The 23,058-nt window shown below is 39.2% G+C and carries 18 protein-coding genes and 1 pseudogene; 12 read left to right on the top strand and 7 right to left on the bottom strand.

Going from position 1 to position 23,058, the window contains the following annotated elements:
• Nucleotide 1 precedes the first annotated feature (1 nt).
• Nucleotides 2-2,266, top strand: coding sequence for an ATP-binding cassette domain-containing protein (locus KH893_RS01975; RefSeq protein ID WP_281164490.1), 2,265 nt, complete (start codon nucleotides 2-4; stop codon nucleotides 2,264-2,266).
• 9 nt (nucleotides 2,267-2,275) lie between these two features.
• Here the strand turns inward: KH893_RS01975 and KH893_RS01970 are convergent, their stop codons facing one another.
• Nucleotides 2,276-3,232 carry a Dyp-type peroxidase gene (locus tag KH893_RS01970; RefSeq protein WP_281164489.1) on the bottom strand — a complete coding sequence of 319 codons (957 nt, stop codon included), beginning with the start codon at nucleotides 3,230-3,232 and terminating at the stop codon, nucleotides 2,276-2,278.
• A 146-nt stretch (nucleotides 3,233-3,378) separates the two neighbouring features.
• On the opposite strand from KH893_RS01970, the gene KH893_RS01965 reads away from it, so the two are divergent.
• Nucleotides 3,379-5,628: a glycoside hydrolase family 31 protein gene (locus KH893_RS01965; RefSeq protein WP_281164488.1), complete on the top strand. Its 2,250-nt coding sequence runs from the start codon at nucleotides 3,379-3,381 to the stop codon at nucleotides 5,626-5,628.
• A gap of 111 nt (nucleotides 5,629-5,739) precedes the next feature.
• Here the strand turns inward: KH893_RS01965 and KH893_RS01960 are convergent, their stop codons facing one another.
• Together KH893_RS01960 and KH893_RS01955 are read right to left on the bottom strand one after the other, a co-directional pair.
• The gene (locus KH893_RS01960; RefSeq protein WP_281164487.1) at nucleotides 5,740-6,705 is read right to left on the bottom strand and encodes an AEC family transporter; all 966 of its coding nucleotides are present in this window, start codon (nucleotides 6,703-6,705) and stop codon (nucleotides 5,740-5,742) included.
• 30 nt (nucleotides 6,706-6,735) lie between these two features.
• Nucleotides 6,736-8,361: a malolactic enzyme gene (locus KH893_RS01955; RefSeq protein ID WP_281164486.1), complete on the bottom strand. Its 1,626-nt coding sequence runs from the start codon at nucleotides 8,359-8,361 to the stop codon at nucleotides 6,736-6,738.
• A 134-nt stretch (nucleotides 8,362-8,495) separates the two neighbouring features.
• On the opposite strand from KH893_RS01955, the gene KH893_RS01950 reads away from it, so the two are divergent.
• The 3 genes from KH893_RS01950 to KH893_RS01940 all read left to right on the top strand — a co-directional run bounded on the left by KH893_RS01950 (nucleotide 8,496) and on the right by KH893_RS01940 (nucleotide 12,301).
• Nucleotides 8,496-9,383: a LysR family transcriptional regulator gene (locus tag KH893_RS01950; protein WP_281164485.1), complete on the top strand. Its 888-nt coding sequence runs from the start codon at nucleotides 8,496-8,498 to the stop codon at nucleotides 9,381-9,383.
• 453 nt (nucleotides 9,384-9,836) lie between these two features.
• Nucleotides 9,837-11,027: an MFS transporter gene (locus KH893_RS01945; protein ID WP_281164484.1), complete on the top strand. Its 1,191-nt coding sequence runs from the start codon at nucleotides 9,837-9,839 to the stop codon at nucleotides 11,025-11,027.
• 356 nt (nucleotides 11,028-11,383) lie between these two features.
• The gene (locus KH893_RS01940; RefSeq protein WP_281164483.1) at nucleotides 11,384-12,301 is read left to right on the top strand and encodes a metal ABC transporter solute-binding protein, Zn/Mn family; all 918 of its coding nucleotides are present in this window, start codon (nucleotides 11,384-11,386) and stop codon (nucleotides 12,299-12,301) included.
• 50 nt (nucleotides 12,302-12,351) lie between these two features.
• Here KH893_RS01940 and KH893_RS01935 read toward each other — a convergent pair whose 3' ends face one another.
• Complete coding sequence (locus tag KH893_RS01935; RefSeq protein ID WP_281164482.1) at nucleotides 12,352-12,573, bottom strand: hypothetical protein; 222 nt, start codon at nucleotides 12,571-12,573, stop codon at nucleotides 12,352-12,354.
• Nucleotides 12,574-12,779: 206 nt separating this feature from the next.
• Between KH893_RS01935 and KH893_RS01930 the strand changes: the two genes are divergently transcribed.
• The 7 genes and pseudogenes from KH893_RS01930 to KH893_RS01900 form a co-directional block, all read left to right on the top strand.
• Nucleotides 12,780-13,886 carry an ABC transporter ATP-binding protein gene (locus tag KH893_RS01930; protein WP_281164481.1) on the top strand — a complete coding sequence of 369 codons (1,107 nt, stop codon included), beginning with the start codon at nucleotides 12,780-12,782 and terminating at the stop codon, nucleotides 13,884-13,886.
• Complete coding sequence (locus KH893_RS01925; protein WP_281164480.1) at nucleotides 13,849-14,802, top strand: carbohydrate ABC transporter permease; 954 nt, start codon at nucleotides 13,849-13,851, stop codon at nucleotides 14,800-14,802. Before KH893_RS01930 ends, KH893_RS01925 begins: the two co-directional genes overlap by 38 nt.
• The gene (locus KH893_RS01920; RefSeq protein WP_281164536.1) at nucleotides 14,802-15,626 is read left to right on the top strand and encodes a carbohydrate ABC transporter permease; all 825 of its coding nucleotides are present in this window, start codon (nucleotides 14,802-14,804) and stop codon (nucleotides 15,624-15,626) included. Before KH893_RS01925 ends, KH893_RS01920 begins: the two co-directional genes overlap by 1 nt.
• Nucleotides 15,623-16,981 (top strand): ABC transporter substrate-binding protein, encoded by a 1,359-nt coding sequence (locus KH893_RS01915; protein ID WP_281164479.1) that lies wholly within the window; start codon nucleotides 15,623-15,625, stop codon nucleotides 16,979-16,981. Before KH893_RS01920 ends, KH893_RS01915 begins: the two co-directional genes overlap by 4 nt.
• A 184-nt stretch (nucleotides 16,982-17,165) precedes the next feature.
• A complete protein-coding gene (locus tag KH893_RS01910) occupies nucleotides 17,166-17,663 on the top strand; it encodes a PH domain-containing protein (protein WP_281164478.1) in 498 nt (165 codons plus the stop codon).
• Nucleotides 17,656-19,074: a PH domain-containing protein gene (locus KH893_RS01905; RefSeq protein ID WP_281164477.1), complete on the top strand. Its 1,419-nt coding sequence runs from the start codon at nucleotides 17,656-17,658 to the stop codon at nucleotides 19,072-19,074. Before KH893_RS01910 ends, KH893_RS01905 begins: the two co-directional genes overlap by 8 nt.
• A 91-nt stretch (nucleotides 19,075-19,165) precedes the next feature.
• Nucleotides 19,166-19,415: pseudogene (locus KH893_RS01900) on the top strand (DJ-1/PfpI family protein); the annotation flags it as partial.
• Between the two features lie 101 nt (nucleotides 19,416-19,516).
• Here the strand turns inward: KH893_RS01900 and scrK are convergent.
• From scrK to KH893_RS01885, 3 genes are read right to left on the bottom strand one after another with little or no spacing between them, the layout of a single operon-like run.
• A complete protein-coding gene (scrK, locus tag KH893_RS01895; RefSeq protein ID WP_281164476.1) occupies nucleotides 19,517-20,392 on the bottom strand; it encodes a fructokinase ScrK in 876 nt (291 codons plus the stop codon).
• Between the two features lie 16 nt (nucleotides 20,393-20,408).
• Nucleotides 20,409-21,407 carry a LacI family DNA-binding transcriptional regulator gene (locus KH893_RS01890; RefSeq protein WP_281164475.1) on the bottom strand — a complete coding sequence of 333 codons (999 nt, stop codon included), beginning with the start codon at nucleotides 21,405-21,407 and terminating at the stop codon, nucleotides 20,409-20,411.
• Nucleotides 21,408-21,420: 13 nt separating this feature from the next.
• Nucleotides 21,421-22,914, bottom strand: coding sequence for a sucrose-6-phosphate hydrolase (locus KH893_RS01885; protein WP_281164474.1), 1,494 nt, complete (start codon nucleotides 22,912-22,914; stop codon nucleotides 21,421-21,423).
• Nucleotides 22,915-23,058 lie beyond the last annotated feature (144 nt).

The following is a 23,058-nucleotide window of genomic DNA, read 5'->3' as shown; positions in this document are numbered from 1 at the left end:
GATGGATAAAACTTTTTCACAGGGCTTTATTGCGATCAAAGATGCCACTCAAAATAATTTGCAGCATGTGGATTTAAAAATTCCAAAGTACCGGACTACTGTTTTTACCGGCTTATCTGGAGCAGGTAAATCTTCGCTAGTTTTTGATACCTTAGCAGCAACTTCGCGGCGGGAATTGAATGAGACTTTTCCAAGTTTTACCCAGCAATACTTACCAAAATTTGGCCAGCCGCATGTTGAAAAAATCGAACATTTACCAGTTGCCATTGTTGTTGAGCAAAAGCCGATCGGTAAAAACGCCCGTTCAACTTTAGCAACTTATACTGGAATTTATTCGCTGTTAAGATTGTTGTTTTCACGCATCGGTCAGCCATGGATCGGTTACTCTGACAGTTTTTCCTTTAATTTACCGCAAGGAATGTGTCCTAAATGTCAAGGACTGGGGTATGTTGATCAATTAGCTGAGGACCGGCTTATTGATCGAAAAAAATCATTAAACGAAGGAGCAATCACCTTTGTCAGTTTTGGACCTGGAACGTGGCGCTGGAAACGCTATGCTAAAACGGGTTTGTTTGATCCAGATAAAAAAATTCAGGATTATTCAGCACACGAGTACGAATTATTAATGCATGCGCCGCAGCAAAAATTAAGAAATCCGCCGCAATGGTGGGGAAAAACTCAGCTTTATGAAGGATTAGTTCCGCGAATTATGCGCTCAATCGTCCATAGCGCTGAGGGCAAACATCATCAAGCCGCAATTCAGGCTGTTGTTCAAAGAAAGGTTTGTCCACTATGTCATGGTACGAAACTTCAAGCTAAAGTTTTAACTAATGAGATCAATGGCATGAATATTGCACAAGTCAGCGGCTTAGATTTAATTAAAATTACTAAGTTTTTGCGAGGTATTACGGATCCTCTAGCCACCTCAGTGATTCGCGAATTATTGACTAAGATTCAAGCATTGATTGATATTGGTTTAGGTTATTTATCACTTGATCGCAGTACTGATACTTTATCTGGCGGAGAGACTCAGCGAATAAAAATTGCAAAGTATTTAACAAGTTCGTTGTCGGATTTGGTCTATATTTTAGATGAACCTAGTGTGGGGCTGCATCCTCATGATATTCAATTGATCAAAAAAGCCTTGATTCGGTTAAAAAATCAAGGCAATACGATTATTTTAGTTGATCACAATCCAGCTATCATTTCAATGGCCGATTGGATCGTTGAAATCGGTCCACAAGCTGGAAACTCAGGTGGTCGGGTCACTTTTACCGGCACTTATCACCAGTTGCTGCAATCTGCGACGATCACCGGACAAATGTTGCGCCAACCGTTGCAGTTTAAACCGGTTCGGCAACCAACGAGCTGGCTGTCAGTTGAAAAAGCTCAGCAGCATAATTTGAAGAATGTTAGTGTTAAGCTTCCGATCGGCGTTTTAACCGTTATTTCTGGTCCAGCCGGTTCTGGTAAAAGTACTTTGGTTACGGCAATTAAGCAGCGATTAACAACGGATTATGTTGACTTGACCCAAGAAACAGCCAGTGTCAATATTCGTTCAACGCCAGCTACTTACCTGCAGATTTTGGATCCAATCCGCAAATTATTTGCCAAAGCCAACCAGGTTTCCACTCAGCTTTTCAGCTATAACGGTCGCGGTGCTTGTCCACGCTGCAAAGGTAAGGGAGTTACGATCACCAATATGGCTTTTATGGATCCGGTGGTACAACCTTGTGAACTTTGTCACGGTAAACGTTACTGTCAAAAAACTTTAACTTATCGTTACCATGGAAAAGACATTGATCAAGTCTTATCATTGCCAGTTAAGGCTGCTTTAAATTTTTTTTCTGATCAGCCAAAGATCAGTCAAAAATTACAGTTTCTAGCGCAAGTCGGATTAGGCTACTTAACCTTGAGTCAGTCGATGACAACTTTGTCGGGTGGAGAGTTACAGCGAATCCGTTTAGCTTTAGAGTTAAACCATCAAGGGGAATTCTACTTTCTTGACGAGCCAACAACGGGATTGCATTTGGCCGACACAGATCAATTGTTGAAGCTGTTCAATCAACTTGTCGATCAAGGAAACACTTTGATTTTGATCGAACATAATTTGCGAGTGATTGCCCAAGCAGATTATTTGATCGATTTAGGTCCAGCTGCTGGCCAATACGGTGGGCAAATCTGTTTTGCCGGAATTCCGCAAGCTTCCTTGAAACAACCGCAATCACGGACCGGTATGGCCTTAAAGCAAGTCTTAGCTGATTAAAGCTGGAGTTTATTTGAATTCACCACTAGAAATTTGATTTAAAAGATTATAGGAAGGGATAAAGAATAATTGTCCACTAATAATTGTTGAGAAACTCAACAAAAAATCTTTAGTAGTTAGCATTTGTTCTAACATCATTTTGGTAACCTTCCAGTGGCGAGCGTAACCGATGAAATAGGTACCAGTTTTTCCAGCTGCTGGGTCAGAAAAAGGTACGTTCATGCGGACAATTTTTTGTTCCTGCCCATTGATTTCAATTTTAGAGCTGATATTATGAGCGTTGTGATATTTATCTTCTTCATCAAGTTCATAATCGCTAAACTTTTTTCGACCGATCCCTTTTTCTTGCTGTTCGGTTTTTAAATGATCCCAGAATTCCATATTATGTAGCCATTTTTGGGCAAAAGCATAGGAACCATTCACAAAAGTTGGATCCTCATCGCCAATTAAAGCGTATTCGGCAGCATCTTTAGCTTCGGGAGCTTCAGTACCATCGATGAAACCAATGATTGCTCGGCCTTCAAAATAGCGAAAGCCCTTAGTTTCATCGACGACAGTGGTAATTTCCTTGAGAAAATGACGAAATTGACTTTGAGCTTCGTAGACGATGGCTTCGTTGTCGGCTCGAATATGGAAAAACAAATCACCATCAGTAGCAGGCATCGTAAAGCGATCACTGGTAAGCGTCTGATAAGTTTCAAGTTCTTTTGGTCGAGCAGCATTTGGGAAGAGATAAGTCCATGCTTGAAAGCTGAAGCCAAAAGTAACCTTTAAACTGGATTGCTGGTTCAAATCAGCTGATCTGATCCGCAATGAACGAATGATGGCTTGGTAGCGATCAGCGAACTCACGAATTATTTGGCGTTCTTTTGCTGGATCTTGTCGTTTGAGCTGCAAAACTGTAAACTGAACTTGTTGACCGACGTCTTTCCAAACATCTTGAGCTTGATTAATTTTAATTGCCATTAAAAGTCCTCCTGGTTTTAGATAGAATCTTTATCAGCTTTTAATTCTTTTAAATAACTTCAACTAAAATTTAACACAGCTCGTAATCGTGATTCAAGTCACAAGCTGTTTAATTTTGAAAACTGAGAAAAATTAGGGAGGAAAAAATGACTAAACAAATTACTGGGAAAAATTTTCGCTTTACTTTATTGACGGATTGTTTGTTAAGAATCGAATATCAAGCCGAGGGTCAGTTCACGGATGACATGACGCAGACGGTGATCAACCGTGATTTTGCCCAGCCTGAATGGCAGGTAACGACTAATCAAGCCGGCTTTGCCTTGCAAATTGAAACGGCGGCTTTTCACCTTTATTATCGAGGTGGAGAGTTCAACGGGGTCAATTTATTTATTGATACAAAATATAATTATCAGACACATTTTAGTCGCTGGCATTTTGGCGATTCTGATCCAGAAAATCTTGGTGCTACTGTCCGGACCCTTGACAATGCTGATGGAGCAGTGCCAGTTGGTCAAGGAATTTTATCCAAAAATGGCTTGGCGGTTTTGGATGATGCAGCTAGTTTATTGCAGCATAATGGTCAGCTAATTGCCAGAAAAGCTTGGGAAACCGACCAATACTTATTTATTTATGGTCATGATTATTTGGCAGCATTGAATGACTACTTTCAGCTGACGGGCTTTCCGCCATTAATTCCACGCTATGCGTTGGGTAATTGGTGGAGTCGTTATTACTCGTATACACAAGTTGAATATTTAAAGCTAATGGATAAATTTCGGGCCAAACAGATTCCACTGGCAGTGGCGGTCTTAGATATGAATTGGCATACGACTAGGATCCCGGCCAAATATGGCAGTGGCTGGACGGGTTTTACCTGGAACAAGCAGCTTTTTCGTGATCCTGAAAAAATGTTGTCACAATTGCATGCGCAAGGCAAACATGTGACTTTGAATTTGCATCCGGCTGCTGGTATTCGGCCTTCAGAAGCCCAATATCCGCAATTTGCTAGAGAAAATGGCGTTGATCCTCAAAGCCAGCAAACAATCTGTTTTAATTTAACTGATCCGAGGTTTGTGCATGCTTATTTTGAAACCATTTTGCATCCGTTAGAGCAGCAGGGAGTGGATTTTTGGTGGATCGATTGGCAGCAAGGAACTGCTTTAGCCAAAGATCAGCCTGATCCGCTGTGGCTTTTGAATGATCTGCATTATCGCGATCAGGTACGACAAAAGAAGTCTGATGCGCTGATTTTGTCGCGCTATGCTGGTCCAGGCAGCCATCGTTATCCAATTGGTTTTTCGGGCGATACGGTGGCAAGCTGGCAGTCTTTGGCCTTTCAACCATTTTTTACTGCAACTGCCAGCAACATCGGCTATACTTGGTGGAGTCATGATATTGGCGGTCACATGCACGGTCAATATGATCCAGAATTATCACTAAGATGGCTTCAGCTGGGGGTCTTTAGTCCAATTTTGCGTTTGCATAGTACTGACAATCCATTCATGAGTAAAGAACCGTGGAATTATGAGCTAACAATTCAACAAGCAATGATCAAGTTCTTGCAGCTGCGTGCTAAACTGCTGCCATACTTAGAAGCAGCCAATATTGCCACCCATCAAAAGGGGATCCCTTTAGTTCAACCGCTTTATTATCGAGAGCCGGAACAGGAACTCGCTTATCATTTCAAAAATGAATATTTTTTTGGCTCAGAAATGTTGATTATGCCAATCACTCAGCCAAGCAGTCCAATAACGGGGCTAGGGATGGTGAAAGCTTACTTGCCGTCAGGAGTTTGGACAGATTGGCTAACTGGGCAAAGTTATCAGGGACCAGGGATCGTCACCTTGAACCGCCGGCTGGATGAATATCCGATTCTGATTAAGAGCGGCGGAATTATTGTCACACAGCCTGATTTTCTAAAAGCAGCTGACCAGTTACCAGAAAACTTGGTGGTTGAATTATTCCCCGGGGAAATTAACCATTATATTTTAGGAGAACATCAACAGCAGAAAATTGCGCAAACAATTTTTGATTGGGATCAGCTAAGTGGTAAATTGACGATTCAGATCAAAGATCCACAGCAAATTATTCCGTTGCAGCGCTGCTTGGAAATTAAATTAGTTAACTTAAAAGCAGCTCAAACGACGTACATTTTAAAAAACGTTCAGCCTGGTAAAACTTATCGCCTGTACTTTGGTCCTTGCCAGCCGCAAGTGTTTAATTGGCAACAAAGGATGTTTGAAATCATTCAGCAGTCCAAGATCAGTTTTGATTTAAAGGCAGTTTTATGGAAAATGATCCCAACCTTGCCAACTAAAAATTTATCAGCGACCTTGATAAGTTTAGCACCAGCTGATTTGCTGGCAGCTTTAAGCGAGGTTTTGTTAGCAAAATAAATAAAAACGAGTAACTAAAGTATGGCTGGCCAAATCAACTTCGGCGGGTCCGCTTTAAAGTTACTCGTTTTTGTTAGCAGCTGCATTTAGCAAACGACTGATTGCTAAAAATTAAATAAATTGTAAAATTCCCATCAAGACTGGAACGACGATAATAAAGGCAACGGTGCTGATTGTCACAATATTGGTGGCATAGTTGACATCGCCATGAGCTTCATTCGCTAAGATTGGCAAGACTGCCAGCATGGGTGTCGCTGATTGGACAACTAAAGTTTGACTCATTAAAGTTGGCAGTTCAATGCCACTGGCTGCTCCAATTTTAATGAGAATGATCAAAACAACCGGTGACAAGACAAATCTCCCCAACAGGGCAAGGGTTGAATCGCGATCCAGTTTCATATTGTTCAAACCAGCATCAGCTAAGACGATCCCAATATAAATTAAAGACAAAGGTGTAACTAACGCGCCAACGTAACTGAGAGTTTCGCCAGCAAAGTTGGGTACCGGTAATTTCAAAAGCATCCAGACAATTGCCAGCAGGAAACCGACTAGTGGCATTGGTAAGAGCTTTTTCCAATTTATCGGCTGATTTTTAGGTGCTTGCAAATTGGTTGGATCATCATTTGAAATTAAAAAGACGCCAAAAGCCCAGGTTGAAACAGTGTTTACAATGTAATAAATCAGAAAATACGTCGTAGCCCGATCGCCAAATAGTGCTTGGTTTAATGGCATTCCGATAAAAATCGTATTAGCATTGACTACCCCATTCATAAAGATCCCTCGGCGACCAGGACGAATCTTTAAAATCTTGACTGTTAGCCAGGCGATTAGATAGCCGATCACGACTCCTAAAATTGGGAAAATAATGCCGGTTGATAAACCTAATAATTTTTCCCGCGTTAAGTTATTCATTACGGCCATAAAAATCGATGCTGGTAAAGCAATTTTAGTGATCAATGACGAAATATTTTTGCCGAAACTATCAGAAAACCATTTCTTCTTGCGTAAAATATATCCGAGTGCCATGATCAAAACAATCACGGTCACACTTGAAACTGAAGTTAAAAAAACGTGCATTTCAATTCTCCTTATAGACTTTAGCCTTAATTAATATTTTGGTTCCCATTTTGCTTGGGCAACTGCAGCTTTAGCGTCGGTCAGTTTTTCCTTGCTCAAGTCCTGATCGATAACACTTTGAGCTACAACCTCTGCAATCGTTTGTGAGAACTCTTGCAATTTGGCAACTGGGGGCAAAACCGCAGCTCCGGGCTGATTTGGATCGACGATTCCGCCTAAAGCATGGCTGGCAGCTGACAAGGTTTCACCATTAATGACTTTGGCCGCCGCAGCAATTGCCCCGAAACCGACTCCAGGATAAACGAGAGCGTTGTTGGCTTGACCGATTTGGTAAGTGACGCCTTGATAGTTAACGTCATCAGCTGGGATCCCAGTGGCAACTAAAGCTCGGCCGTTGGTCCACTTGATCAAGTCAGCAGCCTTGGCTTCGGCGAGCCGCGTCGGATTTGAAAGCGGGAAGATAACCGGTCGTTTGGTGTGAGCAGCCATCTCCTTAACGATTGCTTCGGTAAAGGTTCCAGGCTGGGTCGAGGTACCAATCATGACAGTTGGGTGGATGGCTTTAACGACGGCAGCTAAGTTAGTTAGTTCAATGGAATTGGCAAATTCATCTCGTGAACGAACAAAGAGTTTTTGACCAGGTGTCAAATCCGGTGTGTCTTCAAATAAGAGCCCTTGTTTATCAACCAGATAAAAATGCTTGCGGGCATCAGCGGCGCTTAAACCTTGCCGCATTAATTCATCCATTAATTGTTGCGCGATCCCAACGCCTGCGGTCCCAGCACCAAAGGTCAAGAATTTTTGCTCGGTGATCTTTTCTTTTGAAATATTCAAGGCACCTAAGACACCAGCTAAAACAACGATTCCAGTACCTTGAATATCATCGTTAAAAGTTAAGATCTGATCTTGATATTTTTCTAAAATTTTGGCAGCATTGGAGCGACCAAAGTCTTCAAAGTGCAATAAGCTTTCTGGAAAGAGTTTTTGGACGGCAGCGATGAATTTGTCGATCAATTGATCATAACGTTTGCCGTAAATCCGTTGATGGCGATTCCCTAAGTAAAGCGGATCATTTAGTAATTTTTGATTATTGGTCCCAGCATCAATGGACACTGGCAAAACTTGTGCCGGATCGATTCCTGCCGCTGCGGTGTAAACCATTAATTTGCCAACTGCAATGTCAACGCCATTAACACCCCAGTCACCCATGCCAAGGATTCCTTCAGCATCGGTCACAACGACTAAACGGATATCTCGCCCACTGGCAGCATTCCTCAAAGCATTTTCAACTTGCTCAGGATCATCAATTGAGATAAAAGCAGCTTCTTGCGGCTGCAAAAATAATTCATTATATTGTTCAATTGATTCAGCCACTACCGGGTCATAGACGATTGGCATAAATTCAACAATGTGCTGGCCCATCAGATAATAAAATAAAGTTCGATTAGTATTAAACAGATTCATTAAAAAAATCCGCTTTTCTAGTAATTTATCTTTACTTTGAAATTGAGCATAGGCTTGGACTGCCTGTTCGGCAAGTGTTTGGATCCGACTTGGCAGAGCACCGATTAAATGCAACTGTTTTCTTTCTTCATAGGTAAAAGCGGTTCCTTTATTCAAAAAAGGGTTCTTCAAAATTTCTTGTGCTGATTTCATAATTTGCCAACCTCCTGAGTATTTGCAATTAAGCTATGTTAGGTATACCATTGGTTAAAATTTATAGTCAAAAGCTAGTAACATCATAAATTTTATTTATATGAGTGGAAGCGGACTAATCAGGGGGGCATTTGGTGAACATCAGAGATTTAAAATATTTTCATCAGCTAGTTAAAAACAAAAATTTCTCGCAAACAGCTGATTATTTTGGTGTCAGTCAACCAGCAATTACATTAGCTATTAAAAGGGTTGAAACCCAATTTGGCAGCAAACTGTTTGTTCGTGATCGCTCTCACCATGAATTACAGGTCACGTCTGGCGGTTATCAATTAGACCAACATATCGAACAGATTTTAACTGAATTGATGCTGGCTCAAAAAGAACTTAAACGGACGGATAGTGAAAAAATTTTGTTTGGTCTGCCACCAATTATTGGAACTTATTACTTTCCAGCACTAACGCCGCAACTGTTACAGCAAGGATTAATGGACTCTTTAGAAACTTTTGAAGCTGGCTCGCAGGATATGCTGCAGCTGCTGCAAAAAGGTGAATTGGATTTAGCCTTGATCGGTTCTTTGGCACCAATTGCTAATCATCAAATTAAGGCGACCCTTTTTAAATCAGCGGCTTTTAAGATCGTTGTCAGTTCAAAAAATCCTTTAGCAAATCAAAAACAAATTCTTTTCAAACAATTAAAAGATCAGCCTTTTATTACTCTAAATGAAGGCTTTGTTCACGCCAATGCTTTTAAGTTAATGTGTGAACAGAACGATTTTAAGCCAAAGATTGTTTATCAAACCAATGATGTTCATATTTTAAAAGCATTAGTTAAAGAAAATGTTGGCATTGCCTTTTTGACGGATTTGGCCGTTCCGACGACTGATGGTCTGACAAAACTTGACTTGCTTGATGATCAGCAACCACGTTTCTTGATTTCAGTAGCTTATCGAGCAAATTATTTCTTAAAGCCGAAACAAAAAAAGTTAGTAGAAACATTGTTGAGAAATTCACCACCAAGTTAATTTTGTTTAAAATTCTAGATCAAAACGTTGGTTATGGTAGTTCACAAAAAACTTGAATAATTATTGCTTTACAAACTAGGTTGATCAAGTTAAAGGACAGTGAAAGATTAATCGTAATTTAAGAGTTTGCTACTGCGGATTAATTTCAAAAGTCTGATAGCTAATTCATTCATATAGGAATTTGGTTTTTCTTGAGCCATAATTTTCTGTAGCTTTTTTGCGCTCTTTTCCAGCAACGGGAAAGATAAGATTGTCATCTTACTAATCCAAGCTTAGTCATAATGGATTAAGAAAATTTAATTAAACAGCCATTCTGTCGGCTGCTATTTTTTTGTTTCAAACTGAATGGATCGAGTGAATTTTAGTTCTAAAAAACAGCGTAGAGGGATTGCCTTTTAAAACGTTGGTGTGTAGGATAAGAATGTTTGGAGAAATGTATTTGGAGGAAAGAGATTGAAGACGCTTAATTTTCAAAGCTTTGTCCTGGTGTTAACTTCGTTTATCCTAGGATTTAGCGAATTTATCATTGTTGGAATTTTAAATAATATAGCAGCAGATTTTCATGTATCGGTTGCAACAGTTGGTTTGCTAGTTACGATATTTGCCATTATTTATGCCATCGCGACGCCACTGGTTAGTATGTCGGTTGGACATAATCGTTTATATTGGAGTTATTTTGTGTTAATGCTGATTTTTACTTGCAGTAATTTATTGACAGCACTAGCAACTAATTACTACCTCTTGATTGCTGGCCGAATCTTGACAGCGATTGTATCAGGCACTTTGGTTTCTGTTTCAATTACGTTTGTTTCATTTTTGGCTCCGGTGACTAAGCGGGCTGGGATCGTAGCTTGGATCTTTTCTGGATTTAGTATTGCTTCGGTTTTTGGTGTACCGTTGGGGACTTGGTTAAGCAACTATACCAGCTGGCGCTATGTCTTTATAATTATTAGCATTTTAGCGGTAGTTACTCTATTACTGGCGATGTTTTGTTTACCTTATGATTTGCGACAGCAGCATGTTAATAGCTTTTTTAAGCAGTTGACCATTTTTCTCGATCATCAGATTCAACTTGGTATTTTATTACCTTTGTTGAATTTGGCTGGAATTTACGTCTTTTATACTTATTTGCGGCCGATTTTTTCACAAGGGATGGGTTTTAGCAATAATGCGATGACCGTCTTGCTGTTTGTCTATGGTTTTATGTCATTGATCGGCAATTTATATAGTGGCCGGATTGCGGCAGAGCATGGTTTAAAAACTATGCCAATCGTGTTTTTAGCACAATTTATTCTGTTGGGAAGCTTGTCATTTGTTATTTCAAATCGCATCTTTGGCTTATTTACGGTAATGTTATTAGGAGTTTCAATGTACCTGCTTAATTCCCCCAGTGCGATGTTTTATTTACAAGTTGCAGAGGAAAAGTATCCTCAGTCGTTGGTGCTAGCTTCTTCGTTTAACTCGATTTTTGCTAATTTTGGAATTGCACTTGGATCGGGAATTGGCAGTTTATTGTACGCTAAGGTTGGGCTAACTGGCATCGGCCCAGGTGGTGCGGTTTTTGCTTTATTGGCAATGCTGGTTAATTTATGGTTGATTCAATTGCAAAAGCGGCAAAAACTTCAAAAGAAAACGGCTGGTTGATTAAGCCAACAATTGTGATCAAATTTGCGATATTTACAATATATGTTATGCTGTTATAAGTTTATTTGGCAAAGGGAAGAGCGGGAAAAGATTGTAGCAAAATCATTGACTATCACTGGTGAAACTGTGTGTTGAGCATCAGAAGCTGCAACTCAGTATATTTTTAGTTTAAGTCTAATTATGATCTACTTGTTAACCAGTATCCGAATGTTGTTTAAAAATAATTTGAATTTAATTAAAATCGTGGCAGTTACTTTGGTTTTAGCAGCTTCGATCCTGCAAGCATTGATAAAATGTCTATCGACTCAAGTTTCACTAACTTGTTTATTTTGTTTTGTTAAGGAGAATTGATACTTTTGCGGCAAACAAGAATCTTAAAAATCTTATTTTTAGCAAGCTGTTTATTGATTGTCGGAATGCTGACTGGGTGCAATTTGGCAAGCCAGCAAAAAACTAAGCAAAATAAAACTCAGCGGTCAATTAAGGTGGTTACATCGTTGAGCTTTTATGGCGAAGCGGCACAAGCTGTTTTAGGCAACTATGGCCAAGTGACAGCAATTGTGAATAATGCCAGTATTGATCCGCATGATTTTCAACCGACTACTGACACTGCTAAAAAGGTTGCCCAAGCAGATGTGATTATTTTCAATGGCTTAAATTATGATACTTGGATGAGCAAATTGGCTGCTAATAATCAGCAGGCTAAGCTGATCGATGTGGCCAAAGTTGTTAAGCTGACCGGTAAGGCTAATCCGCATCTTTGGTACCGAACGCAAACGATGCCAGCTTTGGTAAAGTCACTTGTCAAAGTTTATAGTCAGTTGCAACCAAAACATCAAAAATACTTTAAACGCAAGGCAACTGCCTATTTGCAAAAGTTGGCCATTATTCAAAAAAAGATTACGCAGCTTAAAACCAACCGGCGAAAGCAATCAGTTATGGTCAGTGAACCGGTTTTTAATTATACGTTAAATGAGTTAGGCTATCAGGTTGCTGATGCCGGCTTTGCTAAGGCAGTTGAAAATGGAACAGATCCAACGCCGGCGCAAATCAAAAAAATTCAGCTTGCTTTAAAAAATCACCAGCTGGCTTTTTTGGTACAAAATACCCAAGCATCAGATCAAACTGTCTTGAATTTGGTCAAAGAGGCTCGAAAAAATCGGGTACCGATTTTAAAGGTCACCGAAACTATGCCGAACAAATTAAGCTATCGTCAGTGGATGTTAAGTCAGCTTAAGCAGCTAGAAAAAATTCAACAGCGGGAGAATAAATAGCAATAAAAAAAGTCTTGTCTAAAATCTGGCAGGACTTTTTTTATTGCTATTTAATGGTATTCTTGGCTGGACGTGCGATCCAAAATAAGAAAATCAGGGCAATTATGAATAAAATTGCCTTTTGCCAACAATAAAAGGTTGCTGTTAAAGCAAAATTTTGTTGTTGCAAGGTTAAAATGACAATTCAATTGACAGCCATAGAAATCCTGCTCAGAAATGATCGCTCGGACACAGCCTTCAAGGGTACCTTTTAATAATTGAGTTTGTTTCATTTACGGTCATCTCATTCCACTAGGTTGGATTGCAATCTAGATGATGTACTTATCCAGCTAAGTTGTAAAGCATAATAGTTGGATTTGATTTTGAATTGTAAAGCTGACAATACATTTGCTTTACATAAAGAATACGCAAACAAAATTAATTTCTTACAACGGCTGCATATACTGGGTAGTGTGTTAGGGAAGAGGAGAGTGATTGAATGTCAATTGAATTGCAAAAAATTACAAAAAGCTATGATACTAACTTAGTTTTAGAAGATATCTCAGTTCGAATCGAAACGGGTGAGTTCTTTGCGATTGTCGGGCCATCAGGCTGCGGAAAAAGCACTTTGTTACGAATGATCGCTGGTTTGATCCCAATTTCAGCTGGGGTTTTGAAAATTGATGAAGAAATTGTTAATCAATTACCACCGCAAGATCGTAAATTGACTATGGTTTTTCAAAATTATGCATTATTTCCATTTTTAAATGTTGCGGAAAATGTGGCTTTTGGTTTAAAGGCCCGCCGACTAGCTAAAAATGAAGTCGCTCAACGGGTCAAACAAGCTTTAGAACTAGTCAATCTCAGCGATTTTGCCAAACGAAAACCGCGCGAGCTTTCTGGTGGTCAGCGGCAAAGGGTCGCTTTAGCCAGAGCAATTGCCAGTGATGCAAAAGTTTGTCTGATGGATGAACCACTATCTAACTTAGATGCACAGCTGCGTGGCAAAATGCGCTCAGAAATTCGTGAATTGCAGCAACAATTAGGTTTGACGTTGATTTATGTCACTCATGATCAAGTTGAAGCAATGACGATGGCGGATCGAATCATGGTTTTGCATGATCAACATGTTCAGCAGATTGGCAGTCCAGTTCAAATTTATCAACATCCACAAAATACTTTTGTTGCCGATTTTTTTGGTACTCCACGGATCAATTTTTTAACCGTTCAGCATGCGGTTTCAAATCAGTTAGCAGTTGATCTATTTTTGAAGTTTGAATTACAAACTAAACTTCCAGCTGGAACTTATCAAATTGGTGTACGTCCTGGAGACTTGGTAGTTGATTTTAATCAACCACAAACCAATGCCACTGTTCGAAATCTTGAATATTTAGGAACCCAGTCAGTAATTCACGCTCAATTGGATCATGGTGAAGAAGTTAGAATTACTGTCGCTGGTCAGTTAACAGTTGGAGTTAACCAACGTATGCTGGTGACTGCCAAACCGAATTTTATTGTTTTTGATCAACATCAGCAGGCAGTTTTATTTGCTCAAGGAGGTAAACAAGATGGAACAAATCAAATCCAACAACTCCAACAAGCTTAAACGAATTTCACCAGCAAGTAAACTTTTGACCAAAAGCTATAATATCAATGCTCGTGACAAGTACTATGCACTTTGGTTTTTGGGACCATCGTTGTTAGTATTAGCAATTTTTGTCTTTTATCCAATGCTCAGAACTTTATATTTGAGCTTCTTCTTAACAAATAATTTAGGTCAGCCAACAGTTTTCGTTGGTTGGCAAAATTATTTAAGCTTATTGACTTCTAGTTCTTACTTAGCTAGTTTGCAAGCAACCTTGATTTATGTTTTCGCAGTTTCATTATTGACCCTGGGTTTTGGTTTGCTTTTGGCTCAGGCAGCTTCTTTTAAAGTAAAAGGCAGGACTTTTTTCCGAACTGTTTTTTCTGGAACGATGGGAGTTTCAGTTTCGGTGGCCGCGATTTTCTGGTTATTTATGTTTAATCCCTCAATTGGGCTTTTGGATCAGCTGGCGACGCTTTTGCATTTGCCAGTAATCAACTGGTTGACACAACCTGGTTGGGCAATGACAGCAGTGGTGATTTCAACTGTTTGGATGAACCTGGGTTTTACGTTCCTAATCTTCTTTGGTGCTTTGCAATCAGTCCCGCTAACTTTTTATGAGGCAGCTCAAATTGAAGGCCTTAGCAAAACTCGTCAATTCTTTAAAGTTACTTTGCCGCTAATTTCGCCAACTATTTTCTTTGTGTCGATCATTACCTTAATTGAAGCATTTAAAAGCTTTGGCTTGATTGATCTGATGACGGCCGGTGGTCCGAATAACGCCACTAATCTGTTGGTATATCGAATTTATCAAGATGCTTTTTTAAGCGGAAACTATGGCTTGGCCAGCACTGAATCAGTAATTCTGGCAGTAATTATTGCCTTCTTTACCTTTTTGCAATTTAAGATCCTAGAAAAGCGGGTGACTTACAAATGATGGAAAATCAAGTTGTCAAGCAAAAGCATTTCTGGCAATATCTAATTTTGATCTTATTAACAATTTTTATTCTGGTACCTTTTGTCCTTGGGTTTTGGACCAGTTTTTTACCCACAAATGAAATTTCTAAAGGTGCTTTATGGAGCAGTCATTTATCATTTGATAATTATGTGGCAGCAATTACACAAACACCGATCTTGAGGTATTTATTTAATAGTTTAGTGATTTCAGTTTTAACAACGCTAGCTCAGTTGCTTTTTTGTTCGTTGGGGGCTTATGCATTTGTTTTCTTAAAATTTAAAGGTCGGGATTTCCTGTTTTATGTTGTTTTAGCTACGATGATGCTGCCATTTGAAGCGGAAGTGATTCCCAATTTTGCTACCGTCCGTAGTTTGAACTTATTAAATCATTATGCTGTCATGGTTGTTCCCTTTTTAACCTCGGCGTTTGGAATTTTTATGTTGCGGCAAGCGTTCTTGCAGATCCCTGAAGAATTGAAAGAGGCAGCTGATGTTGAAGGACTCTCACACTGGCAATTTTATGGCCACGTAGTCTTGCCTTATGCCAAAATCAGTTTATTGACTTTGGCGGCATATAGCTTTTTAGCGAGCTGGAATCAATATTTGTGGCCGATGCTGACGACTTTTAGCGATGACTTTCGGCCAGTCCAAGACGGATTGCGTCAATTACAATCACAGGAATCGTTCAATAATTGGGGAATGATTCAAGCTAGTGCGGCGATCGTGGTTATTCCAACGCTGATCGTTTTATTTTTTGGTCAGCATTATTTTAAATCTGGTTTGAACGAAGGAGCCGTTAAATGATGAAAAAAAAATCATTGATTCAACAAGAAATATTGAAAATAATGGCTGCTTTGTTGGCAATTTTGGGCCTAAATCTAATATTTTCCAACTCAGCTTTAGCTCAATCCAATCGAACCAAAATTGTTTTTTGGAACGAGATGACTGGTCCGGCTCAAACCCAGTTGAATGAGTTTGTTAAGGAATTTAATCAGTCACAAAATAAGTATCAAGTAGTTTCACAATTTGAGGGAAATTATAATGAAGCGGTTCAAAAAATTTTAAATACCCATGGAACTGATGCTTCACCGGCAGTTTTTCAATCAATGGATATTTCGACTAGTCAGATTTATCATAGCGGCTACACCACACCGGTCCAAAAATTTATTGATCAGGACAACTATGATATCAGTAAAATTTCTTCCGTCGCACGAGCTTTTTATTCCCAAAATGGTAAATTATTATCAATGCCATTTAATACGTCACAACCAGTTTTGTATTATAATGCGACTTTACTGAAAAAATATCATATTACTCCACCACCGACTAATCCGAGCTATAGCGACATTACTCGAGTAGCAACCCAGCTATATCAGCGTTCACATAAAAAAGTTAAAGGAATCAGTGTTGAAATATATGGTTGGCTATTTGAACAATTTTTAGCTAATGCTGGTGAATCAATGGCTAATAATGATGATGGTCATTCAGGTACACCAACAAAAGTCAATTTTGATTCAAAAGGTGCAGTAACAACAATGGAATGGATTCAGAAACTGATTAAAAGTGGAACATTTATGAATTTTGGCTCTGGATCAAGCGCTTCGACTAATGAAATGGCTGCATTTCTTTCTGGAAAGATTGGGATGTTTTTGCAGTCGTCAGCAGATATCAGTCAATTAACTGCTGGAACGAAGGACAAATTAGGAATCACCTATTATCCTCATCCAGATGGGCAAAAATCTAATGGCGTTGCAATCGGCGGCGCTTCACTTTGGATTTCTAATGATAAGTCAGCAACAGTTCAGCGTGGATCGTGGGAATTCATCAAATTCTTAATGGAAGCTAAAAACCAGGCTAAATGGCAAGTGGCTACCGGATATTTAGCTTTGAATCAGGATTCACAAAAGGAAGAGGTTTTGCAAAAACTGTATGCCAAAACGCCAGCCGCTAAAGTACCAGGCGAACAGTTAAGAAAGACAAAAGCAAATAAGACGAATTCAGGTGTCTTTTTACAAGGCTTAATTCAAGAAAGGACTTTAGTTCAAACAGCAATGGATCAAATCTACAATGGCTCGAATATTAAAAAGTCACTCCAGGAAGCTGAAAATTCAATGAATAGTTATATCAAATCAAACAATTTAGCAAATGGAGTTAAATAATATTTTTTACTGATGATCAGCAAAAAATATTGCTAGTTAATAGATAAAGCGATCTCGAAAAGACGGACATTTGGGCCGATCAAGTAGGATCGCTTTTTCGTTATGAAAAATTAAAGCAATGTCGGTGATAATCAAGTATAATAAAAAAGAGTAAAAAAATTAAAAAGGGGAAGGATTCAATAAGATGAAAAGAGATGACTATCCACTGCTTGCGCAAAGCTTACCGTCTAAAATCAAGATAGTTTGGCTCGCAGATGAAATACTATTGTTTATTGTTTCAACAGCTGTGATTTTGTTAGCCTGGACGTTAATTGCTCATTTTTTTCATCCCAAATGGCTAAATCTAACGGCGACAATTTTATTAGGATTAGTGGTAATTGTTTTAGTTTCAGGAGTCTGGCTGATTCCTTATCATTTTAAATTTAATCGTTACGAGATCAACAAAACAGAAATTGCCATTCAAAAAGGCTGGCTTTTTCGGGAAACAATTTTTGTCCCGATTGTGCGCATTCAGCACGTTGAAATCGAACAAGGACCACTTTTGCGCTGGCAAAAATTAGCTGTTTTGAAGATCCACACGGCTGCGACGACCCATGAATTGGCTGGCTTGTGCTTAACGGAGGCGAATGGTTTACGCCAAAAGATTATCGATTTATTGCGGGTGGTGAATGAAGATGTCTAGCTATCATCGCTTACATCCCTTGATGATTGTACAGCAATCGGTCATAATTGCGCAAAAGCTGGGGACAATTTATTTTTTTGTGTTGATACTCCTTTTAAGACATAAATATTTTTACGCGATCTTACTGCTTTGCGGTGTGACGCTTTGGTGCTTGGGTAAGGCGCTTTACCAATGGTTGTTTTTTAAATATCGCTTTGAGGAAGATCAATTGGTAATCAAACAGGGACTTTTCATCAAAAAACAGTTGATCGTGCCTTATAATCGGATCCAGTCGATTCAGTGCCAAGCCTGGTTTTGGTTTAAGCCATTCGGTATTATCAGCTTAATTGTTGAAACTGCCGGCACCACAGCTAAAAATGTTAAATTATTAGCAGTTAAAAGAACAGTTTATGATCAACTAGCAAGGTTGCGGCAAGGGAAAAACAGCCAAGTTCACTCAACTGACCAACAGTCATTCCGTCCGCAATTTGAAGTTGCAACGCGCGACATTTGGCGCTTTTCTTTGACTGACCAAAGTGCTTTTGTGATGCTGATAGCTTTGATAGCTTTTTTTGATTCGTTAAAGGGTTGGCTGCCCAAAAATTTGCTGACCAGTCGATTAGAAACTTTAATTTTAAGCGGATTTGTCAGCCTGTTGTTTGGTGGGCTGTGTTTAGTAGGAGTGGTTATTTTAGCAGCCTTATTTAAGAATTATATTTGCTATTATCATTTTAAAGTCTGGCGTCAAAATGATGATCTTCTAGTGGAACGGGGACTATTTACCCGCAATACGTTAACGATTCCCCTTCGGCGAATTCAAGCCATTCAAATTAAACAAAATTTCTTTCGGGCTTGGCTAAAATTGGCTAGTGTTGAGCTGATTTTAGCAGCTGGTGAAAGCAATGCTAACGATGATACCGTCAATGATGATACTTTTTATTTGTTGCCAATTACTGATCAGCCGCAAATTTTAGCAATTTTACAGAAATTATTACCGGAATGGCATCTGACAGAACCTAAATTAGCAAAATTAAACCAAGGACCATGCTGGTTATTTTTGCGATTTCCGCTGCTGTTTAGTGCAGTTTTGCTAGTTGCTGGTTTTTGGATGAATTTATATTTAGGCCTAGCGACAGTTGCTCTGAGTCTGCTGTTGCTGTGGCGTGCTTGGTGGAGCAGCAATCATCAAGCAGCTGGGATGATTGGCGAACAGTTGCTGTATTTAAAAAAAGTTAACGGATTTAGTTTGAAAACACTGATCACTCCTCAAAATAAAGTTCAGTGTCAGCGAGTTAGAACAACTTGGTGGTTGATGACGCAACAATTGGGACATGTTGGCTGGCAGATCAAAAAGGGAATGGGGATGGATGAGATTCAGTTGAAGTATTTGAGCTTAGAAAATTGCCGTTCTTTAAGAAACTATTTACAGTAATCAGTTCTAAACCTAATATTTGAGACAGATTATTAGCAATGATAAAATCAACGCGTAGCTATCAATAAGTAAAATTGCTGTAATTATGACTGATTTTGTCAAGAAATTTTTATTAGCAGACAAACCAACCTTTGCGATTTGACATGGACCACAACTCTTTAACCAACCTGGTTTGGTTAAAGGTAGAACGCCTGACAGCTTTTAAGTCTGTAAAGCCAGATCTGTATTACGCAGGGGTAAAAGTTAAAGATCAGCCGGTTGAGATTGGTGACCAATTGATTACGAGTCGAACGCCAGCTGATTTGTCGAAATTTAACCAAGCAATTCTGGCCGCTTTATAATTCAGTGCGATTGTCATAGCTTAGTAATTTAAAGTGAAAAAAGTCAGGCTGAGAAAATTAACCTTCTCGGCCTGACTTTTTTTATTAAAAGCAAAAATAATCTATTCGGTTACTGCTTTTTGAGCTAAGGCAAAATCTCCAAGAGTTGCTGAACCATTATTGGCAACAATTGGCATGACAATATATTGTTTTAAATCACCAACTGAAACATAGTCATTTAATAACTGTTTGAATTGCTGACGAACTTTCTTTAGAAATGCTTCACTGGAAACACCGCCGCCAATTACGATTTTTTCAGGACGAAAAGCTAAAGTGGTTTGAATGGCAGCTTGAGCAACATAATAGGCAATAATGTCCCAAACATGGTTGCTCAAAGGAACATCTTGGCCAGCGATCCCTAAACGTGCCTTAAAGGTTGGGCCTGATGCCAAGCCTTCTAAACAATCGCCATGAAAAGGACAGGTTCCGGCGAAGTCTAAGTCATCTGGATGGCGTTTGAGATAGACATGGCCTAATTCGGGATGGCCGATACTGCCAATAAATTTGCCATCATTGACGATCCCAGCTCCAATTCCGGTCCCAATCGTATAATAAACCAGTGAGTTTAATGGCTGTTGCTGTTTTTGATAAGCAAACCATTCACCATAAGCTGAGCCGTTAACATCGGTTGTCCAATAAATTGGCAGATCAAGTGATTTTTTAATATAACCAACAAAATCGGTATTTGACCAGCCCGGTTTAGGCGTGTTGGTTACGTAACCGTAATTGACTGAGCTTTTGCGAATTTCAATTGGACCAAATGAAGCAATCCCAATAGCTTTCAGCTCAGAAAATTGTTGAAAAAAATTGATTGCTTGGTCTAAGGTTGCTTGCGGTTGGGTCGTTGGAAAAGTTGTTGATTCCTTAATTTGATAATTTTCATCACCAACGGCACAGACAAATTTGGTACCGCCAGCTTCAATACTGCCGAAAAGCATAAAAAAACCTCCTTGATTATTCTGCTAAGCTAAATGTTGATTGACTGCGCAGTAATTTAATTGGCAAGATATATTGCATTTGTTCCAATGGCTGCTCAGGGTGTTCGATTCGTTTGAGCAGCAGATTGACCAATAAAGCTGCAACATCATGGATTGGTTGAACGATTGTCGAAAGTTCGGGATGATATTCCTGCATAAAGGCTGTTCCATCAAATCCGATAACCTTTAATTCAGCCGGAACCTTAATTTTTAATTGGCGGGCGGCTTGTAAAACTAAAATGGCGGTCAGATCATCGGTACAAACAATTCCATCAGCATGATGTTGAATTAATAGTTTTTTGATCGACAATGATTTCAAATTGGGTGATTCATTGAAGTCAACGCTATGAATGTGGGCAGTCAATTTCAGTTCATTAATAGCTTTTTGATAACCTTGTAGTCGTAAATCAGTCGGGTTGCCGATTTGATGCGGATTGCCCAGAAAATAAATGTGACGTGAGCCGGCTTGATATAACTCCTGAGTCGCCAAAAAGGTTCCTTTAAGGTTGTCGCTGCTGACGATGGGAATTTTGTCTGACAAGCTTCGGTCAAAGGAAATGATTGGCAGACCAACTTTATTGTATTCTTCAATTCCAAGATTATGAGCGCCGGCGATGATTCCATCAACTTGGTTGGCAATCAGCATCCGCAGATAATCGCGTTCCTTTTCCTTATTATCTGCACTATTGCAAAGAATAATTTTAAAACCGCGATTAAATAATTTATTTTCAATTTGTTCAACTAATTCAGCAAAAAAAGGGTTAGTGATTGAAGGAAAAATAACGCCAATCAATTGAGTCTTTTTGCCATGCAAAGAACGAGCCAGTGAATTTGGTTGATAATTCAACTCTTTCATTGCTTGAAAGACTTTTTCTTTTGTTGCTTTGCTCAAATAGCCGTAATTATTGATCACTCGTGAAACAGTTGTTGCTGAAACACCTGCTTTAGCGGCGACATCGGTTAACTTTGGCCGCATGGTAAAGTCCCCTTTAAAAACAAGATTTGGCTAAATTCCACCATGAACCATTATAATTGATTTGCTGCTTTCCAGCTAGTGAAATTTTATTTGCCGAAGCACTGGGAAAGACCCGCAAACTAAAAACTGCTTCACCCTGATTAACAAAAACTTCACAAACTGAATGATCAACGAAAATATCAAGGTGCAGCGGCTGATTGGCATTCAGAGCGACTTGACGAGTTTGACCATAATCCTTGGCAAATGGTTGACCAGTTTGTGAACGATCAATCAGTATTTTAGCAACTTTGCCAGTCGCAAATTTGATTTTTAAGCCTTCAGCCTTTTCTGAATCACGGAAAAGCCACAAAGTTCCCTGCTGGTCAGCCGGGATTTCTAGCTTGAGTTCATATTGATTGGTCGTTTTAGCTGCTAAAGTTTTTTCAACTTGACCAGATGCTTGCCCCGTCAGTTGATGTTCTTGCTGGCGTAATTTTTTAAGATTGGCAACGGGTTGCTGATATAGTCGATGATTTTTGATCGTGAGTCGTTTGACCAAGCTAAGGCAGTGAGCCCAATTTTCAGCATCAGTCGGGTATTCAATCTCAGGTAGACCTAACCAACTGATCAAATAAGCTTGACCGTCAGGAGCATTAAAAGCTTGGCTAGCGTAAATATCAAAGCCATAATCAAGCAAAGCCAAGTTGCTTTGACTAGTAAAGCTGGCTGAATCTAGATCAACCTGACTGCCAATTAAATAAGTATTCGGATAAATATTCTGATAAGGTAAAATCTCGTGTTCCAAACCTTGTGGACAAAAAATCAGCACTGGTTGTTGATCAACGGTTACCAAATTAGGGCATTCAATCATATAACCTAAATCGTCAGCAGAAAAATTCAAATATCCAAGATTTTTCCAAGCAGTTAAATTGTCAGAGGTAAAAACATTGATTCTACCAGCTAAGCTTTTTTTATCTTGGGCTCCAATTAAGACATAATATTTACCATCTTTTTCGATCAGTTGTGGATCACGAAAATGATCAGTTGTCTGTTCCGGTTGGCTAATCAAAGGCAATGATAATTTGGTGACTTTGTTATTTTGATCTAGCCAGGCACCATTTTGATAGGGATGTCGTTGCCAGTTTTGATCGCGGACATTGCCGGTATACATTAAAAATAGCTGGTCACCAATTTGATGAGCTGAGCCAGAATAAACACCTTGAGCGTCATATTTTGAATCAGGCAGCAAAGCAGGACCAAGCTTTTTCCAGTTGACTAGATCGGCAGAAATCAAATGAACCCAAGATTTAAGCCCATGGACTGGCCCAAAAGGAAACGCTTGGTAGAAGACATGCCATTTGCCGTTAAAGTAGCTAAATCCATTCGGATCATTTAAAAGACCAGAATTGGGAGCTATATGAAATTGCGGGTAGTAAGTAGAAGCAGTTGCTTGCTTTTCAATTTTTTCTAAGTATTCAGTTGGCCAAGCTTGATAAGGCTTATAGCGCAGTTGTCGTGTCCATTGCATAATTAAGCTCCTTTGAAAACGTTATCTTACTCACTTATTTTAAATTAAAAGCTGATTTATGTCAATCGTACACCAATTAAAAAAACAGTTTTATAAGGAAAAAGAACTTTTAAATATTTTTTTGTGGTAAACGATTGACATATG

Origin of the sequence: Liquorilactobacillus sicerae (genome assembly GCF_029916425.1) — a bacterium.
Classification (GTDB): Bacteria; Bacillota; Bacilli; order Lactobacillales; family Lactobacillaceae; genus Liquorilactobacillus; species Liquorilactobacillus sicerae.
This window is presented reverse-complemented; position numbering and strand designations above follow the sequence as displayed.

What these genes read in the sequence shown, in the direction of transcription:
- KH893_RS01975 (WP_281164490.1), top strand. Translation starts at nt 2, where the DNA reads ATGGATAAAACTTTTTCACAGGGCTTTATTGCGATCAAAGATGCCACT.
- KH893_RS01970 (WP_281164489.1), bottom strand. Translation starts at nt 3,232, where the DNA reads ATGGCAATTAAAATTAATCAAGCTCAAGATGTTTGGAAAGACGTCGGT.
- KH893_RS01965 (WP_281164488.1), top strand. Translation starts at nt 3,379, where the DNA reads ATGACTAAACAAATTACTGGGAAAAATTTTCGCTTTACTTTATTGACG.
- KH893_RS01960 (WP_281164487.1), bottom strand. Translation starts at nt 6,705, where the DNA reads ATGCACGTTTTTTTAACTTCAGTTTCAAGTGTGACCGTGATTGTTTTG.
- KH893_RS01955 (WP_281164486.1), bottom strand. Translation starts at nt 8,361, where the DNA reads ATGAAATCAGCACAAGAAATTTTGAAGAACCCTTTTTTGAATAAAGGA.
- KH893_RS01935 (WP_281164482.1), bottom strand. Translation starts at nt 12,573, where the DNA reads ATGAAACAAACTCAATTATTAAAAGGTACCCTTGAAGGCTGTGTCCGA.
- KH893_RS01930 (WP_281164481.1), top strand. Translation starts at nt 12,780, where the DNA reads ATGTCAATTGAATTGCAAAAAATTACAAAAAGCTATGATACTAACTTA.
- KH893_RS01925 (WP_281164480.1), top strand. Translation starts at nt 13,849, where the DNA reads ATGGAACAAATCAAATCCAACAACTCCAACAAGCTTAAACGAATTTCA.
- KH893_RS01920 (WP_281164536.1), top strand. Translation starts at nt 14,802, where the DNA reads ATGGAAAATCAAGTTGTCAAGCAAAAGCATTTCTGGCAATATCTAATT.
- KH893_RS01915 (WP_281164479.1), top strand. Translation starts at nt 15,623, where the DNA reads ATGATGAAAAAAAAATCATTGATTCAACAAGAAATATTGAAAATAATG.
- KH893_RS01910 (WP_281164478.1), top strand. Translation starts at nt 17,166, where the DNA reads ATGAAAAGAGATGACTATCCACTGCTTGCGCAAAGCTTACCGTCTAAA.
- KH893_RS01905 (WP_281164477.1), top strand. Translation starts at nt 17,656, where the DNA reads ATGTCTAGCTATCATCGCTTACATCCCTTGATGATTGTACAGCAATCG.
- scrK (WP_281164476.1), bottom strand. Translation starts at nt 20,392, where the DNA reads ATGCTTTTCGGCAGTATTGAAGCTGGCGGTACCAAATTTGTCTGTGCC.
- KH893_RS01890 (WP_281164475.1), bottom strand. Translation starts at nt 21,407, where the DNA reads ATGCGGCCAAAGTTAACCGATGTCGCCGCTAAAGCAGGTGTTTCAGCA.
- KH893_RS01885 (WP_281164474.1), bottom strand. Translation starts at nt 22,914, where the DNA reads ATGCAATGGACACGACAACTGCGCTATAAGCCTTATCAAGCTTGGCCA.